The following is a 16,649-nucleotide window of genomic DNA, read 5'->3' as shown; positions in this document are numbered from 1 at the left end:
GGTTCGAATCCGTCAACGCCCACACTAAAACACAAGCACTTCCGGCTCATTAACAAGGGCGTTTAGCTCAGCTGGTTCAGAGCATCTGCCTTACAAGCAGAGGGTCGGCGGTTCGAATCCGTCAACGCCCACACTGAAAAAGAGTTCCGTAATTCTGTTACGGAACTCTTTTTTTATTTATCTTTGCGTTTTATTTGTCAATAACCCCTATTTTTAATCAATATTATTACTATGCACAAGAAAAACATTATCTGGTTACTATTCGTGGCATTCTTGCCTTTGTTTGTAATGGCCCAAAAGAACAATTTTGAGATTAAGGACGGAGCCTTTTATCGAAATGGAAAAGTGACTCCTATTATTTCCGGTGAAATGCATTATCCCCGTATTCCTCATTAGTATTGGCGTCATCGTATTCAGATGATGAAAGCAATGGGATTGAATACCGTAGCTACGTATGTGTTTTGGAATATCCATGAACCTGAACCGGGTGTCTGGGATTTTACAGGCGATAAGAATCTGGCAGAATATATTAAAATAGCAGGTGAGGAGGGTATGATGGTTATTCTTCGTCCTGGTCCATATGTTTGTGCCGAATGGGAATTTGGTGGATATCCTTGGTGGCTTCAGAATATAAAAGGTATGGAGATTAGAAAGGATAATGCTGAGTTTCTGAAATGCACAAAAGCGTATATTGATCGTTTGTATAAAGAAGTTGGCGGTTTGTTGTGTACAAAAGGTGGTCCTATTGTAATGGTACAATGTGAAAATGAGTTTGGATCTTATGTCTCTCAGCGTACGGATATTCCATTGGAGGAACACCGGGCTTATAATGCGAAAATCAAACAACAATTGGCTGATGCAGGATTTGATGTGCCGCTATTTACCTCAGACGGAAGCTGGCTATTTGAGGGTGGTTCCACGCCTGGAGCTTTGCCAACGGCTAATGGAGAGAGCGATATTGCTAATCTGAAAAAAGTGGTTGATCAGTATCACAATGGTAAGGGTCCTTATATGGTAGCGGAGTTTTATCCGGGATGGCTGTCTCACTGGCTGAACCATTTCCTCAATTAGATGCTTCGAAAGTTGCTCGTCAAACTGAGGCTTATTTAAAAAATGATGTCTCTATTAATTTCTATATGGTGCATGGCGGTACTAATTTTGGATTTACCAGTGGGGCGAATTATGATAAGAAGCGTGATATACAACCGGATTTGACTAGTTATGATTATGATGCGCCAATAAGTGAGGCCGGATGGGAGACGCCTAAATATGATTCAGTGCGTAATGTCATTAAGAAATATGTGAAATATCCGATTCCTGCCGTACCTGATAAAAATCCTATTATTGAGATACCTTCTATTAAATTGAATAAAGTAGCAGATGTGATTGGTTTCGCTGAAAAAATGAAGCCAGTATCTGCTGATACTCCTTTGACATTTGAACAACTGAATCAAGGTTATGGTTATGTGCTTTATACGCGTCGCTTTAATCAGCCAATTAGCGGAATACTTGAAATCCCGGGATTGCGTGATTATGCAGTTGTCTATGTAGATGGTGAAAAGGTGGGAGTTTTGAATCGGAATGCAAAAATATATTCTATGGAGATAGAGATTCCTTTCAATGCTACCTTGCAGATTCTGGTTGAAAATATGGGGCGTATAAACTATGGGAGTGAAATAGTGCACAATAATAAAGGTATTATTAGTCCAGTGAAGATTGTCGGAAGAGAAATTACCGGTGAATGGGATATGTATCAGCTTCCGATGAGTGAAGTGCCTGACTTGTCAAAGCTAACAGGTGATGTTTATGACAATAATGAATCGGCAAGTGCGAAATTAAAAGACTGTCCGGTGATTTATAGTGGAACGTTTACACTGGATAAAATAGGTGATACATTTATTGATATGGAAAATTGGGGTAAGGGAATTATTTTCATTAATGGAATTAATATTGGGCGTTATTGGCAAGTTGGACCTCAACAGACGCTTTACATACCGGGTGTCTGGCTAAAAAAAGGTGAAAATAAAATTGTTGTTTTTGAGCAATTGAATGAGAAGCCAAAAACAGAAGTAAGGACAGTGAAGACTCCAGTTCTGATGAAATTAAATTGAAAAAGTAGGTGAAAATATAGATGGTGATGAGCGACAGTATCTGCCGCTCATTGTTTTTTAGTCACTTTTATAGAAACTTTACCCATCGTTTTAACTTGTTAATCAGGAAAAAGAGTTAATTTTGCGACCTGATAATTATCTAAAAACTTATGGAACTTGATGTATTAACGGCCATATCTCCAATTGATGGTCGATATAGAGGCAAAACTAAAGCTTTAGCAGCTTATTTCTCAGAATTCGCACTGATTAAATATCGTGTACAGGTGGAAGTGGAGTATTTCATTACTTTATGTGAGCTTCCGTTACCTCAGTTGAAAGGAATTGATAAGAGCGTTTTTGAAACCTTGAGGAATATTTATCGTAATTTCTCAGAAGCTGACGCGCAGCGTATTAAAGATATCGAAAGTGTAACTAACCACGATGTAAAGGCAGTAGAATACTTCTTGAAAGAAGAGTTTGATAAACTGGGGGGAATGGATGATTACAAGGAATTCATTCACTTCGGATTAACTTCTCAGGATATCAATAATACATCTGTTCCTCTTTCTATCAAGGAAGCTTTGGAAGAGGTATACTATCCGTTGATGGAAGAGCTGATTGCACAGTTGAAGAGTTATGCAACAGAGTGGGCAAATATTCCTATGCTTGCTAAGACTCATGGACAGCCGGCTTCTCCGACTCGTCTAGGTAAAGAAGTTATGGTTTTTGTTTATCGCTTGGAACGTCAGTTGGCAACCTTGAAGGCTTGTCCGATTACTGCAAAATTTGGTGGTGCAACCGGAAACTATAATGCTCACCATGTAGCTTATCCTCAATATGACTGGAAAGAATTTGGTAATCGTTTCGTTGCTGAAAAACTTGGTTTGGAGCGCGAGGAATACACTACGCAGATTTCTAATTATGATAACCTTTCTGCAATATTTGACGCAATGAAGCGTATCAATACTGTAATGGTGGATATGAATCGGGACTTTTGGCAGTATATTTCAATGGAATACTTTAAACAGAAGATCAAAGCCGGAGAGGTGGGCTCAAGCGCTATGCCGCATAAGGTAAATCCTATTGATTTTGAAAATGCAGAAGGTAATCTGGGTATTGCAACTGCTATTTTAGAACATTTAGCAGTGAAGCTTCCAGTGTCACGTTTACAACGCGACTTGACGGATTCTACTGTGCTGCGTAATGTCGGTGCACCTTTCGGTCATATTGTTATCGCTGTTCAGAGTTCCTTAAAAGGACTTCGTAAACTGTTGCTCAATGAATCTGCTATATGTCGTGATTTGGACAATTGTTGGAGCGTAGTGGCTGAGGCTATACAAACCATTTTACGCCGCGAAGCTTATCCTCATCCGTATGAAGCTTTGAAGGCATTGACAAGAACGAATCAGGCTATTACTGAAAGTTCTATTAAAGAGTTTATTGAGGGTTTAAATGTAAGCGAAAATATTAAAAAAGAGTTAAGAGCAATTACTCCGCATACTTATACGGGACTTTAATTGTTTACTATACAATAAACGTGTTTTTAAATCAGGCCGTGAGGCCAAAGTCTAATTTTATTCGAATAAACAATGAGCACAGAAAACGAAGAATGGCGCGAAAATTCTTTTAATGAAGAGAATACAGGTGCCGGCCGTGACGGTAACAGGTCTTACAACAGAGAAGGTGGCGAACGTTCGTATCGTCCTTCTTACAATCGTGAGGGTGGCGATCGACCTTATCGTCCACGCTTTAATGCTAACAATGAAGGTGGTGAACGCCCGCAACGTTCATACGGTGACCGTTCTTATGGTGATCGTCCTCAACGTCCTTCTTACAATCGTGAAGGTGGTGATCGTCCGTATCGTCCACGCTTTAATAACGATGGTGAAGGTAGTGAACGCCCGCAGCGTCCTTATGGTGACCGTTCTTATGGTGATCGTCCACAACGTCCTTCTTATAATCGTGAAGGTGGTGAACGTCCATATCGTCCACGCTTTAATAATAATAGTGAAGGTGGTGAACGCCCGCAGCGTCCTTACAATCGTGAGGGAGGCGACCGCTCATACGGTGATCGTCCTTATCGTCCTCGTTTCAATAATGGTGAAGGTAGTGACCGTCCTCAGCGTCCTTACAATCGTGAGGGAGGGGACCGTTCATACGGTGATCGTCCTTATCGTCCTCGTTTCAATAATAATGGTGAAGGCGGCTATCGTCCACGCATTAATAATGATCGACAAGGTGGTTACCGTCCGCGTCCACGTACCAATGACTATGATCCAAATGCTAAATATAGCAGAAAGAAACAAATTGAGTACAAAGAACAATTTATTGATCCGAACGAACCGATTCGTTTGAATAAATTTTTGGCAAATGCTGGCGTTTGCTCTCGTCGTGAAGCTGACGAGTTTATTACTGCCGGAGTGGTTTCTGTAAACGGTGAAGTAGTTACAGAATTAGGAACAAAGATTAAACGTGCAGATGTGGTGAAGTTTCATGATGAAACAGTTAGCATTGAACGTAAAGTATATGTATTGCTAAATAAGCCGAAAGATACAGTAACAACTTCTGATGATCCTCAGGAACGTCGTACTGTGATGGATTTGGTAAAAGGTGCTTGTGCAGAACGTATCTATCCGGTGGGCCGTCTAGACCGTAATACGACAGGTGTATTGTTACTGACGAATGACGGTGATTTGGCTTCTAAGTTGACGCATCCGAAATTTCTGAAGAAGAAGATTTATCATGTTCATTTGGATAAGAATCTGACGAAAGCGGATATGGAACAAATTGCAGCTGGAATTCAATTGGAAGATGGTGAAATTCATGCAGATGAAATCAGCTATACAGATGAATTTAAGAAAAACCAAGTTGGTATCGAAATTCACTCAGGTAAGAACCGTATCGTTCGCCGTATATTTGAATCACTGGGATATAAAGTAATAAAACTCGACCGAGTATTCTTTGCCGGACTTACTAAGAAAGGTTTGCGCCGCGGAGACTGGCGTTACTTGACAGAGGTAGAAGTAAACTATCTCCGTATGGGAGCGTTTGAGTAATTTATAATATTGTATTAAATTAATTTTATGGAAAAGATTGGTAGAACAAAAATTGTTGATCTGTTTAAGCGCGAAGATTTTGGCGCTGTGGTCAATGTGAAAGGATGGGTTCGCACTCGTAGAGGTAGCAAACAAGTAAACTTTATCGCACTGAATGACGGTTCTACAATAAATAATGTGCAGGTTGTAGTAGACTTGGCTAATTTCGATGAAGAAATGTTGAAGTTGATTACTACCGGCGCTTGTCTGAGTGTGAATGGGGTAATGGTGGAATCTGTGGGCTCCGGTCAGAAAGTAGAAATACAGGCTCGTGAAATTGAAGTTCTGGGTGTCTGCGATAATACCTATCCATTACAGAAAAAAGGTCACTCCATGGAATTTTTGCGCGAGATTGCTCATTTGCGTCCGCGCACTAACACTTTTGGTGCAGTGTTCCGTATTCGTCACAATATGGCGATTGCTATTCACAAGTTTTTCCATGATAAAGGATTTTTCTATTTCCATACTCCGCTTATTACTGCTTCCGATTGTGAAGGTGCCGGACAAATGTTTCAGGTAACTACAATGAACCTTTATGATCTGAAAAAAAATGAAGCTGGTTCTATCATCTATGATGATGACTTTTTTGGAAAACAGGCTAGTCTGACTGTTTCTGGGCAGTTGGAAGGTGAATTAGCTGCTACAGCTTTAGGATCTATCTATACATTTGGTCCGACTTTCCGCGCTGAGAATTCTAATACTCCACGTCATTTGGCTGAGTTTTGGATGATTGAGCCGGAAGTAGCTTTCAATGATATTCTTGACAATATGGACTTGGCAGAAGAGTTCATTAAATATTGTGTGAAATGGGCATTGGATAACTGTGCGGATGATGTGAAATTCTTGAACGATATGTTCGATAAGGAATTAATAGAACGTCTGCAGGGTGTTTTGAAAGATGACTTTGTACGTTTGTCTTATACAGATGGTATTAAGATTCTGGAAGACGCTGTCGCAAAAGGACACAAATTTGAATTCCCCGTTTACTGGGGAGTGGATTTGGCTTCTGAACATGAGCGTTATTTGGTAGAAGAACACTTCAAACGTCCAGTTATTCTGACTGATTATCCGAAGGAAATTAAGGCCTTCTATATGAAGATGAATGATGACAATAAGACGGTACGTGCTATGGATGTTCTTTTTCCGAAAATAGGTGAAATTATTGGAGGCTCTGAACGTGAATCAGACTATAACAAGTTGGTTGCGCGTATTGAAGAACTACATATTCCAATGAAAGATATGTGGTGGTATTTAGATACCCGTAAGTTTGGTACTTGTCCTCACTCGGGCTTTGGACTCGGTTTCGAACGACTACTGTTATTTGTGACAGGTATGTCGAATATTCGCGACGTGATACCATTCCCGCGTACACCGAGAAATGCAGAATTCTAATATTTTAGTATATTTATGTAAAACTCGCATAATCTTTTGATTATGCGAGTTTTTTATGCTCATAATAATTGTTTTTTCAAAATAAATCTTTATATTTGGGCATAGGCATTGAAGAGTATTAATTAAAATCATACTATCATGAAAAAGCTCTACTTCTTTACTGTTTTAACTGTAATGTTAATGGCAATAACTGGTGCGATGGCCCAAAAGAAAACAAAATTCAAACCCGCTGAATTGAAAGGAATATGGCAATTATGTCATTATGTGTCAGAGAGTCCGGACGTTGCAGGTTACTTGAAACCTAGTAATACTTTTAAGGTATTGAGTGATGACGGTCGAATTGTGAATTTTACTCTTATTCCCGGTTCTGATGCAATCATTACCGGATATGGTACGTGGAAACAACTGACGAATAATTCTTATAAAGAGAGCATCGAGAAGAATATTCATCTTCCGATGTTAGATAATAAGGACAATGTATTGGAGTTTGTAATTAAGGATAATGATTATATGCATTTGAAGTTTTTTATAAAAAATGATTTGAATGGAAATGAGTTGAATACTTGGTATCAAGAAACATGGAAACGAGTTGGGATGCCGGATAAATTTCCAGAAGATATTGTGAGATAAGTAAGTTTGTCATATTGTATAGGAAATTGCGTATTTCTTTCTTTTATAGAGAGAAGTACGTAATTTTTTATATTTTTGACGAATCATTATTCTGTGTATCAGTAGAGTGAATAATGGACTATTATTAATGTAACACTAACATTATTAAAATGAAAATGAGACGAACACTTTGTATTGCCATTTGCGCTATGGGCTTGTTTGCTATTTGTAGTACTTCTTGGGCAGGTACACCAAAATGGTTTAAGAATGCAGTGAAGACTTCTAACCATCAGCTACTTTACATGGCAGAACAATTGAAAGAAGTACAGAACAAAGCTTATTTCCCACGCACTCTCAAAGCTGACGGAAGTTATGCAATGGGGAAAGCACAAGATTGGACAAGTGGCTTTTATCCCGGTTCATTGTGGTTAGCTTATGAAATGACAGGTGACGAAAACCTGGCAAAAGAAGCTCGAAAATATACTAACCGACTAGAGGAAATTCAGTATTATACAAGAAATCATGATGTTGGGTTTATGATGTATTGCAGTTATGGACATGCCCTTCGTTTGAAACCGGAACAGAAGGATAAAGAAATTCTGGTTAATACTTCCAATAGTCTTTGCCAACGTTTTAATCCAGAGGTCGGATTGATTCGTTCTTGGGATTTTGGTAAATGGACTTATCCTGTTATCATTGATAATATGATGAATCTTGAACTTCTTTTCTGGGCGTATGAGCAGACTGGTAATTCGAAATTTCGTGATGTAGCCGTTGCTCATGCAGATAAAACTCTAAGAAATCATTTTCGTGAGAATATGTCATCTTATCATGTAGTCAGCTATTCTGTTCCGGATGGTAAAGTAGAATCTAAGGGGACTTTTCAAGGATACTCAGATTCTTCAGCCTGGGCACGTGGGCAATCTTGGGGACTTTATGGATATACAATGTGTTATCGTTTTACAAAAAATCTGGTCTATTTAGAAGCAGCACGTAAAATAGCTCATTTTATTATGGAAAATCGTCCTTCGGAAAAGGATTATATTCCTTATTGGGATTATAATGCACCCGATATCCCAGATGCACCGCGGGATGCATCGGCAGCTGCTATTACGGCTTCGGCACTACTTGAATTAGGTGGATATGTGGATGATCATAAATTAGGTGATAGCTATATAAAATATGCAGAAAATATTTTGAAACAACTTTCTTCGTCAGATTATTTAGCAAAGAAGAATGAGAACAAAGGATTTATTTTGAAGCATTCGGTTGGTAACTATCCGGGCAAAAGTGATATAGATGTACCGCTAAACTATGCTGACTATTATTATTTAGAAGCGTTAAATCGATACAGTGGACTGAAAAAGTTTAATTAAAGAGATAAGGTTATTTCTTCCAACATGAAAATTCTAAGTTGAGTAATCCGTTAATTGAAATTTCTTCAAGCTATCTCCTTACTTTATACTATCTCTACATCTGAAAAGGTAAAGTAAGGGGATTAAAATATCAGTAGATAAATCAGACTTTGAGCTCTGAGAATTTTTCTTTCTTATTGATTTTCCTCTAGTCAGAATTGGTCTTACAATGCTTCTCTGCCTTGTCTTTCAATTGAATATAACCAAAAAAAGATAGAAATAGTTTGCCATTTCAAAGAAAAGCCGTATTTTTGCAAGCCGATTATTATCTCAAAATGATAAGAGATTAATTCATAGCGAGTTAGTTATCCTTTGTCCGGGGAGGCTAATAAGTGGTGAAGAACAATTTTAGTAGTAACATTTAAAAAACAAAATTAAGAGTGGATACTTTAAGTTACAAGACCATTTCTGCAAACAAGGCAACTGTAACCAAAGAATGGGTTATCGTTGATGCTACAGACCAAACTTTAGGTCGTCTGGGAGCAAAAGTTGCAAAATTGTTGAGAGGAAAGTACAAACCGAACTTTACTCCTCACGTAGACTGCGGTGATAACGTTATTATCATCAATGCAGACAAAGTAAAATTGAGTGGCAATAAATGGAATGACAGAGTTTATTTGTCTTACACAGGTTATCCTGGTGGGCAGAGAGAAATGACTCCTGCTCGTTTAATCGCTAAACCGAATGGTGAAGAAAGATTGCTGAAAAAAGTAGTGAAGGGTATGCTTCCTAAGAATATTTTGGGAGCTAAATTGCTGGGTAACTTGTATGTTTACGCTGGTAGCGAACACAAACATGATGCTCAAAATCCAAAAATGATTGATATTAATTCATATAAATAAGATATAATGGAAGTAGTAAATGCATTAGGCAGACGTAAACGTGCAATCGCACGCATATTCGTAAGCGAAGGTACAGGAAAGATTACTATTAACAAGAGAGACCTTGCAGAGTACTTTCCATCAACTATACTTCAGTATGTTGTAAAACAACCATTGAACAAGTTGGATGCTGCTGAGAAGTATGATATCAAAGTTAACTTGTGTGGTGGTGGTTTCACTGGTCAGTCTCAGGCTTTGCGTTTGGCAATTGCTCGTGCACTGGTTAAGATGAACGCTGATGATAAAGCAGCTCTTCGTGCGGAAGGCTTCATGACTCGTGATCCTCGTTCTGTTGAACGTAAGAAACCGGGACAACCGAAAGCTCGTAGAAGATTCCAGTTCAGTAAACGTTAATATCTACTGGAGGAATCTCTGGAGAGAAGTACGTTTAGTATCTAAACTACCGGGACTCATCAGACTACCCGGCGGTTGGTTTAGAAAAAACAAAAAAGAAAGTAAACGATTTAAAGAAAAACAAGATGTCAAGAACAAATTTTGATACTTTATTGGAGGCTGGTTGCCACTTCGGACACCTAAAAAGAAAGTGGAATCCTGCAATGGCCCCTTATATTTTCATGGAACGCAATGGTATTCACATCATTGACCTCCACAAAACAGTTGCAAAAGTAGATGAAGCTGCTGAAGCTTTGAAACAAATTGCCAAATCTGGTAAGAAAGTTCTTTTTGTTGCTACTAAAAAACAAGCTAAACAAGTTGTGGCTGAAAAAGCTCAATCTGTTAATATGCCTTATGTAATCGAGCGTTGGCCGGGTGGTATGCTTACTAACTTTCCGACTATCCGTAAGGCTGTGAAGAAAATGGCTACTATCGATAAACTGACTAACGATGGTACTTATTCAAATCTTTCTAAGAGAGAAGTTCTTCAGATCTCTCGTCAACGTGCAAAATTGGACAAGACATTAGGCTCTATCGCTGACCTGACTCGTTTGCCATCTGCATTGTTCGTTATCGACGTAATGAAAGAAAACATCGCTGTTCGCGAAGCTAACCGTTTGGGTATTCCTGTATTTGGTATCGTTGATACTAATTCAGATCCAACTAACGTAGACTTCGTAATTCCGGCTAATGATGATGCTACTAAATCAGTAGAAGTTATCTTGGACGCATGCTGTGCTGCAATGCAAGAAGGTTTGGAAGAAAGAAAAGCTGAAAAGATCGATATGGAAGCTGCTGGTGAAGCTCCTGCTAATAAAGGCAAGAAGAAATCAGCAAAAGCAAGACTCGATAAATCTGACGAAGAAGCTATTAACGCAGCTAAAGCTGCTGCTTTCATCAAGGAAGACGAAGAGGCTTAATATAATAATGTGCCAATTTGCTAATGTGCAAGAGTGTATTGACATACTTGCATTTTGATTGGCAGATTGGCACATTTTTTGTTTTTGAAAATTATTATTCATTTAAATATAGGAAATACTATGGCTGTAACTATGGCTGATATTACCAAGCTGCGTAAAATGACCGGAGCTGGTATGATGGATTGCAAAAATGCATTGACTGAAGCAAACGGTGACTTCGACGGTGCAATGAAGATTATTCGTGAAAAAGGACAGGCTGTTGCTGCGAAACGTTCTGATCGCGAGGCTTCTGAAGGTTGTGTACTCGTTAAGGCTGAAAACGGCTTTGGAGCTATGATTGCTTTGAAATGCGAAACTGACTTTGTTGCTAAGAACGAAGATTTTATTAAGTTGACTCAAGATATTTTGAATGCTGCTATTGCTAACAAATGCAAGACTTTGGATGAAGTGAAAGCTCTTCCGATGGGTACAGGCACTATTGCTGATGCTGTAACAGACAGAAGTGGTATCACTGGTGAGAAAATGGAATTGGACGGATATGCTACAGTAGAAGGTACTGCTATTTCTGTTTACAACCATCAAGGTAAAAACTTCCTTTGCACAATGGTTGCATTGAATAAAGAAGTTAATCCGACAGTAGGTCACGAAGTTGCTATGCAGATCGCTGCTATGAATCCGATTGCTATTGACGAGAAAGATGTTCCTGCCGATGTATTGGAAAAAGAAAAAGAGATTGCTGCTGATAAAGCACGTCAGGAAGGTAAACCTGAGAACATGATCGAAAAGATCGCTATGGGCCGTATCGGTAAGTTTTATAAAGAAGTTTGCTTGCTGAAACAAGAATATATTCAGGATGCTAAGATGACAGTTGTTGACTTCTTGAAATCTCAAGATAAAGATCTGACTGTTACTGCATTCAAGCGCTTCACTTTGAGAGCTGAATAATTCCTCGAAGGTAACATTATAAAAAAGCCGTCTCATTAAATGGGGCGGCTTTATTTTATCTTCTTAATTTAATTGAATCATTAGGTTGGTCGTTTTTCCAAAATAGTCTTTGAAGTTTCATGAGCTATGAAATATAGAAATCTATACGTAGGTTTGGCAAGGGTAGGTATACGTTTATTGCTTTATAAAGCTCCAAATTTTAATCCACTATGAGCATAGTTCTTATATTTGAGATTTACAGGTCAAACTAGATAAAGATACGAAGTTGTTTCTTTTTTAAATGTCTAATTAATGTGATTTCAGTTTTATATTGAAATGACCTCTTTTATTTTAGCAAGTTTTATCCTCCGACACCTTTGGTTTTGACGTAGCCTTCTTTAATCAGTAGTTCAATGATTTTAGTTTTGAAATCACCTTGTACAATGATCTCGCTATCTTTCGCTGAACCACCGACTCCACATTTACTTTTCAGTAACTTACCAAGTTCTTTCAAGTCGTTCTCTGTGCCAACAAAGCCAGTAATTAATGTTACCACTTTTCCACCCCTGTTCTTTTTATCAATGGAAACTCGAAGTTTTTGTTTGGTTTTATCAAGAGTAATTTGTTCCTCATCATCGTCCATTTCGTAATTGAAGTTTGGGTTGGTAGAATATACCACATTCAATCTATCTTTCCAATTATTGTCTTTCATACCTGTTGTTTTAATTTCTTTCTCAAAAGTATTAAACTTACCGAAATGCGCAAAATTTGTGTCAGTTTTCCTTGTTTTGTTTAATCTCTATTAAGGTTTTACAGTCTTGGATTGTCAGTCTCAAAAAATAGTGTACTTTTGCAAAATACCAAATTTTGTAAGCAGTATGAGCACTTCTGTACGAAAAGAGGCGGATAAAGTGCCGGAGCCTACCTTACGGAGACTTCCCTGGTATCTGTCGAATATAAAACTAATGAAGGAGAGAGGAGAGCAGTATGTCTCTTCCACTCAAATATCTAAAGAAATAAATATTGACGCATCTCAGATCGCCAAGGACTTATCTTATGTAGATATCTCTGGTCGTACAAGGGTAGGATATAATGTAGATGCCTTAATTGAAGTCTTGGAGAGTTTTCTTGGATTTACTGATATGCACAAAGCTTTTTTGTTTGGTGTTGGTAGTTTGGGAGCCGCATTGCTTCATGATTCGGGTTTGCATCATTTCGGACTGGAAATAGTAGCCGCTTTCGATGTAAATCCCGACTTGGTAGGAAAGGATCTGAATGGTATTCCTATTTTTCATTCTGATGATTTTGAAGCAAAAATGAAAGAATATGATGTCAATATTGGCGTGCTTACAGTTCCTATTAATATAGCTCAGGAAATTACAGATAAGATGGTGGACGGTGGTATTAAGGCAGTATGGAATTTTACTCCGTTTCGTATTCGTGTTCCTGAGACTATTGTGGTGCAGAATACCTCTTTGTATGCCCATTTAGCTGTTATGTTTAACCGATTGAATTTTAACGAGATCAAATAATGAAAATTATTGCAGTAGGAATGAACTATGCCCAACATAATAAGGAGTTGGGGCATACACAAGTAAATATGGAACCTGTGATTTTTATGAAGCCGGATTCAGCTATTCTGAAAGATGGTAAACCGTTTTTCATTCCTGATTTTTCTAACGAGATACATTATGAAACGGAACTAGTGGTTCGGATCAATCGTTTGGGTAAAAATATAGCTTCTCGTTTTGCGGATCGTTATTATGATGCTGTTACTATTGGTATTGACTTTACTGCTCGTGATCTCCAACGGAAATTTCGTGAACAGGGAGGACCTTGGGAGCTTTGTAAAGGATTTGACTCATCGGCTGCTATTGGAGACTTTGTACCGGTAGACCGTTATAAGGATATTCAAAAATTGAACTTCTCTTTGGCTATTGACGGAAAGGAAGTACAGCATGGTTGTACGGCAGATATGTTATTCAGCATTGATGATATAATTGCCTATGTCAGCCAGTTCGTGACACTGAAAATTGGTGATCTATTATTTACAGGAACTCCTGTAGGAGTAGGTCCTGTGAGTATTGGACAACATTTACAAGGGTATCTTGAAGAGGAAAAATTGCTTGATTTTTATGTTCGTTGAATTCTTCCCTTTATAAGTCTATATCATTTGGGCAAGGATACATGATATTCAGGAAAAGGCTTGTAATTCCGAAGAAGATGTCAGCTGCTTTATTTTGATTATACATCTTCCTTTTTGAAAGATGTAGTTATTTATATCAAAGTGCTGCTAGCTTTTCAGAGATAAATGTATTTGCAGAAGAAGTAACATGCAGGAGGCTGGACAATAAGATGGGTACATTACTAGTGGAGGCAAAACGATTTGTTTGCCCTATTGTTTGGTTAATAGCTATAAGGATAAAAGCGAGAACTAATATTCCTTTTTTCATAACCATTCCACCAATTGTTTGTACTTTTGTAAATAGTGTAAATAAAATCTGTATCGTAAATAATAAAAATGAAAATAAGAGTTGGTTTTGGTTTTGATGTTCATCAGTTAGTTGAAGGACGAGATTTATGGTTGGGTGGCATTCTTTTGCAACATACAAAAGGTTTGTTGGGACATTCGGACGCTGATGTATTGATTCATGCTATTTGTGATGCCTTATTGGGAGCTGCGAATATGCGGGATATTGGTTATCATTTCCCGGATACAGCCAGAGAATTTAAAAATATTGATAGTAAGATTTTACTGAAGAAAACGGTGGAGCTTCTTGCAGCGAAAGGATATCATGTGGGAAATATAGATGCAACCATCTGTGCGGAACAGCCGAAATTGAAAGCGCATATTCCTTTGATGCGAGAAACATTGGCTTCTGTCATGGGCATAGATATTGATGATATATCCATAAAAGCAACTACTACAGAGAAATTAGGTTTTACTGGGCGTGAAGAGGGTATTTCGGCCTATACTACTGTATTGATAGAAAAAGAATAATTCCATTCATTGAAAAAGATCATCCTCTAAATAATAAATGATTATGCATCGACCTTTAAAAATATTTCTGTTATTAACTTCTCTTTTGATGGGAACTTTCTGTTGGGCTCAGAAGGGTGAATTGAAATTTAATAAAAATGGTAAATTTAAGATAGTACAGTTTACCGATGTTCATTTCAAATATAAGAATCCCGCTTCTGATATAGCATTGGAACGTATTAATGAAGTGCTTGACGCTGAACGTCCAGATTTGGTAATCTTTACCGGGGACGTAATCTATTCTGCTCCGGCAGATTATGGATTATTGCAGGTGCTTGAACCTGTAAGTAAACGTAAAATTCCTTTTGTTGTCACTTTCGGCAATCATGATAATGAACAGAAAATGACTCGTGAGCAATTATATGATATTATTCGGAAAGTCCCAGGTAATATATTACCTGACAGGGGAGACATTCTTTCTCCGGACTATGTCTTAACAGTTAAAGCATCATCGGATGCGAAAAAGGATGCAGCAATCCTTTATTGCATGGATTCTCATTCTTATTCCCCGTTGAAGGATGTTAAAGGTTATGCTTGGCTGACTTTTGACCAGATAACTTGGTATCGTGAGCAAAGTGCAGCTTATGCTGCGCAAAATGCTGGGAAACCATTACCCGCACTTGCTTTTTTCCATATACCCTTGCCGGAATATAATGAAGCAGCATCTAATGAGAATGCCATTCTCCGTGGTACCCGAATGGAAGAGGCTTGTGCTCCTAAGTTGAATACAGGAATGTTTGCGGCAATGAAAGAAGCAGGAGATGTTATGGGTATTTTCGTTGGGCACGATCATGATAACGATTATGCAGTGATGTGGAAAGATATATTATTGGCTTATGGGCGTTTTACCGGTGGGAATACGGAATATAATCATTTGCCGAATGGAGCCCGCGTCATAGAGTTAAATGAAGGTACACGTACTTTTACTTCTTGGATTCGTCAGAAAGATGGAGTAGTGGATAGGATCTCTTATCCTGCAAGTTTCGTCAAGGATGATTGGACAAAGCGTTGAAATTAGCCAGCTTGACATGGCTGAGACGTGTGTATTTAATCCCATAACTTTCATACCTGCGTGAAACCCTTGCAGATGCTACATACACAATTTGCCCCGGTTCGTATTCATGTTCTAATCCTGACAAGGTACATGATACGGAAGTGGGATTTTTTGATGAAATCGTCATGATCACTGAATTACCACTGGCGTCATTCAAGGTTAGTATCTGTTTGACATAGAATTGTGGAATGTTGCCATTCAATCTTGTTTTATATGGGTCGTCTTCTAGTCTTACTCGCATTACTTTCAGACTCAGGTCTGTTAGCTTCTCGCCGATCTCACCCAGATAACGGCTTTCCCGCCGCATTTCTTTGACTTTACGTGACATAAAGTCCAAATGTATAGAATGATAGGCTTGAGCTATTTTTACGAACCGTTCCTGCTTGGGAATTTTAGGAGTAAATTTATAGGCAATCCAGCTAAGATATGATGGATCTATTTTTAAGATTTCATGTAGAAAGTGTCCGCGGTATTTTCCGAAAGGGATAAGATCGTCGCCATTACTGTGCATTCTCTTTTCATTATACTCTACGAGGATAAGACAACGCTGTGAGTAATAAAGCATAGTACTAGCCATTCTCAATGACTCATTAATATCCGGTGATAGATTATGTATATAAATAATAGATTGTTTTTCGAGCAAGGGAGAATAGAACCACAGAGAATAATAGGGTTTCCCTGGTCTAGGTAATACTACGAAATAAACTCCAGCTTCCTTGAAAGAAGCTCTCCCTCGATTGTATTCATTGAGCTTGGCATACAATAAGGCCTGTTCGCTTGCGGTAATACCCGGTAACTTTGGATTAGCCATAATTGCGTTTGCTTTTTAAGTA

Annotated in this window: 15 protein-coding genes, 1 tRNA gene and 1 pseudogene; 15 read left to right on the top strand and 2 right to left on the bottom strand. The window is 38.3% G+C overall.

The window, feature by feature from the left end; genetic code table 11:
* The first annotated feature begins 56 nt into the window (after nt 1-56).
* The 11 genes and pseudogenes from JCM17102_RS16430 (at nt 57) to tsf (ending at nt 11,743) form a co-directional block, all read left to right on the top strand.
* Nucleotides 57-131, top strand: a tRNA-Val gene (locus tag JCM17102_RS16430).
* 100 nt (nt 132-231) lie between these two features.
* A pseudogene (locus JCM17102_RS28030) lies at nt 232-2,111 on the top strand (beta-galactosidase).
* Nucleotides 2,112-2,260: 149 nt separating this feature from the next.
* Nucleotides 2,261-3,607 (top strand): adenylosuccinate lyase, encoded by a 1,347-nt coding sequence (gene purB, locus JCM17102_RS16420; RefSeq protein WP_025075945.1) that lies wholly within the window; start codon nt 2,261-2,263, stop codon nt 3,605-3,607.
* Between the two features lie 72 nt (nt 3,608-3,679).
* Nucleotides 3,680-5,146 carry a pseudouridine synthase gene (locus JCM17102_RS16415; RefSeq protein ID WP_025075944.1) on the top strand — a complete coding sequence of 489 codons (1,467 nt, stop codon included), beginning with the start codon at nt 3,680-3,682 and terminating at the stop codon, nt 5,144-5,146.
* 27 nt (nt 5,147-5,173) lie between these two features.
* Nucleotides 5,174-6,577 carry an asparagine--tRNA ligase gene (gene asnS, locus JCM17102_RS16410; RefSeq protein ID WP_025075943.1) on the top strand — a complete coding sequence of 468 codons (1,404 nt, stop codon included), beginning with the start codon at nt 5,174-5,176 and terminating at the stop codon, nt 6,575-6,577.
* A gap of 138 nt (nt 6,578-6,715) precedes the next feature.
* Nucleotides 6,716-7,207, top strand: coding sequence for a DUF4488 domain-containing protein (locus JCM17102_RS16405; RefSeq protein ID WP_025075942.1), 492 nt, complete (start codon nt 6,716-6,718; stop codon nt 7,205-7,207).
* A 188-nt stretch (nt 7,208-7,395) separates the two neighbouring features.
* Entirely contained in the window at nt 7,396-8,562 is a 1,167-nt protein-coding gene (locus JCM17102_RS16400; RefSeq protein WP_373278905.1) for a glycoside hydrolase family 88 protein, read from the top strand.
* A 419-nt stretch (nt 8,563-8,981) separates the two neighbouring features.
* Nucleotides 8,982-9,443, top strand: a complete 462-nt coding sequence (gene rplM / locus JCM17102_RS16395; RefSeq protein ID WP_025075940.1) for a 50S ribosomal protein L13 — start codon at nt 8,982-8,984, stop codon at nt 9,441-9,443.
* A gap of 6 nt (nt 9,444-9,449) precedes the next feature.
* Nucleotides 9,450-9,836 carry a 30S ribosomal protein S9 gene (gene rpsI / locus JCM17102_RS16390; RefSeq protein ID WP_025075939.1) on the top strand — a complete coding sequence of 129 codons (387 nt, stop codon included), beginning with the start codon at nt 9,450-9,452 and terminating at the stop codon, nt 9,834-9,836.
* Nucleotides 9,837-9,961: 125 nt separating this feature from the next.
* Entirely contained in the window at nt 9,962-10,798 is an 837-nt protein-coding gene (gene rpsB / locus JCM17102_RS16385) for a 30S ribosomal protein S2 (RefSeq protein WP_025075938.1), read from the top strand.
* Between the two features lie 120 nt (nt 10,799-10,918).
* The gene (tsf, locus tag JCM17102_RS16380; RefSeq protein WP_025075937.1) at nt 10,919-11,743 is read left to right on the top strand and encodes a translation elongation factor Ts; all 825 of its coding nucleotides are present in this window, start codon (nt 10,919-10,921) and stop codon (nt 11,741-11,743) included.
* A gap of 340 nt (nt 11,744-12,083) precedes the next feature.
* On the opposite strand, the gene JCM17102_RS16375 is transcribed toward tsf, so the two are convergent.
* Nucleotides 12,084-12,434, bottom strand: a complete 351-nt coding sequence (locus tag JCM17102_RS16375; protein WP_025075936.1) for a translation initiation factor — start codon at nt 12,432-12,434, stop codon at nt 12,084-12,086.
* 166 nt (nt 12,435-12,600) lie between these two features.
* Here JCM17102_RS16375 and JCM17102_RS16370 point away from each other — a divergent pair, with 166 nt between their 5' ends.
* From JCM17102_RS16370 to JCM17102_RS16350, 4 genes are all read left to right on the top strand, one after another.
* Nucleotides 12,601-13,254, top strand: coding sequence for a redox-sensing transcriptional repressor Rex (locus JCM17102_RS16370; protein ID WP_025075935.1), 654 nt, complete (start codon nt 12,601-12,603; stop codon nt 13,252-13,254).
* The gene (locus tag JCM17102_RS16365) at nt 13,254-13,868 is read left to right on the top strand and encodes a fumarylacetoacetate hydrolase family protein (protein WP_025075934.1); all 615 of its coding nucleotides are present in this window, start codon (nt 13,254-13,256) and stop codon (nt 13,866-13,868) included. The genes JCM17102_RS16370 and JCM17102_RS16365 overlap by 1 nt, the downstream gene beginning before the upstream one ends.
* A gap of 375 nt (nt 13,869-14,243) precedes the next feature.
* Entirely contained in the window at nt 14,244-14,723 is a 480-nt protein-coding gene (gene ispF, locus JCM17102_RS16355; protein WP_025075932.1) for a 2-C-methyl-D-erythritol 2,4-cyclodiphosphate synthase, read from the top strand.
* A gap of 43 nt (nt 14,724-14,766) precedes the next feature.
* Nucleotides 14,767-15,774 carry a metallophosphoesterase family protein gene (locus JCM17102_RS16350; RefSeq protein ID WP_025075931.1) on the top strand — a complete coding sequence of 336 codons (1,008 nt, stop codon included), beginning with the start codon at nt 14,767-14,769 and terminating at the stop codon, nt 15,772-15,774.
* On the opposite strand, the gene JCM17102_RS16345 is transcribed toward JCM17102_RS16350, so the two are convergent.
* Complete coding sequence (locus tag JCM17102_RS16345; RefSeq protein ID WP_025075930.1) at nt 15,749-16,627, bottom strand: exodeoxyribonuclease X C-terminal domain-containing protein; 879 nt, start codon at nt 16,625-16,627, stop codon at nt 15,749-15,751. The genes JCM17102_RS16350 and JCM17102_RS16345 overlap by 26 nt on opposite strands.
* Nucleotides 16,628-16,649: the final 22 nt, after the last annotated feature.

The sequence above is a fragment of the Bacteroides faecichinchillae JCM 17102 genome (assembly GCF_000614145.1).
Taxonomy (GTDB): Bacteria; Bacteroidota; Bacteroidia; order Bacteroidales; family Bacteroidaceae; genus Bacteroides; species Bacteroides faecichinchillae.
Note: the sequence above shows the minus strand (reverse complement) of the source record. Positions and strands in the feature narration are given on the sequence as shown.

Bases quoted from the DNA above. Each gene is read 5' to 3' on its own strand.
- purB (WP_025075945.1), top strand. From the start codon at position 2,261: ATGGAACTTGATGTATTAACGGCCATATCTCCAATTGATGGTCGATAT.
- JCM17102_RS16350 (WP_025075931.1), top strand. From the start codon at position 14,767: ATGCATCGACCTTTAAAAATATTTCTGTTATTAACTTCTCTTTTGATG.
- rpsB (WP_025075938.1), top strand. From the start codon at position 9,962: ATGTCAAGAACAAATTTTGATACTTTATTGGAGGCTGGTTGCCACTTC.
- JCM17102_RS16345 (WP_025075930.1), bottom strand. From the start codon at position 16,627: ATGGCTAATCCAAAGTTACCGGGTATTACCGCAAGCGAACAGGCCTTA.
- asnS (WP_025075943.1), top strand. From the start codon at position 5,174: ATGGAAAAGATTGGTAGAACAAAAATTGTTGATCTGTTTAAGCGCGAA.
- tsf (WP_025075937.1), top strand. From the start codon at position 10,919: ATGGCTGTAACTATGGCTGATATTACCAAGCTGCGTAAAATGACCGGA.
- JCM17102_RS16370 (WP_025075935.1), top strand. From the start codon at position 12,601: ATGAGCACTTCTGTACGAAAAGAGGCGGATAAAGTGCCGGAGCCTACC.
- JCM17102_RS16415 (WP_025075944.1), top strand. From the start codon at position 3,680: ATGAGCACAGAAAACGAAGAATGGCGCGAAAATTCTTTTAATGAAGAG.
- JCM17102_RS16375 (WP_025075936.1), bottom strand. From the start codon at position 12,434: ATGAAAGACAATAATTGGAAAGATAGATTGAATGTGGTATATTCTACC.
- JCM17102_RS16405 (WP_025075942.1), top strand. From the start codon at position 6,716: ATGAAAAAGCTCTACTTCTTTACTGTTTTAACTGTAATGTTAATGGCA.
- ispF (WP_025075932.1), top strand. From the start codon at position 14,244: ATGAAAATAAGAGTTGGTTTTGGTTTTGATGTTCATCAGTTAGTTGAA.
- JCM17102_RS16365 (WP_025075934.1), top strand. From the start codon at position 13,254: ATGAAAATTATTGCAGTAGGAATGAACTATGCCCAACATAATAAGGAG.
- JCM17102_RS16400 (WP_373278905.1), top strand. From the start codon at position 7,396: ATGGGCTTGTTTGCTATTTGTAGTACTTCTTGGGCAGGTACACCAAAA.
- rpsI (WP_025075939.1), top strand. From the start codon at position 9,450: ATGGAAGTAGTAAATGCATTAGGCAGACGTAAACGTGCAATCGCACGC.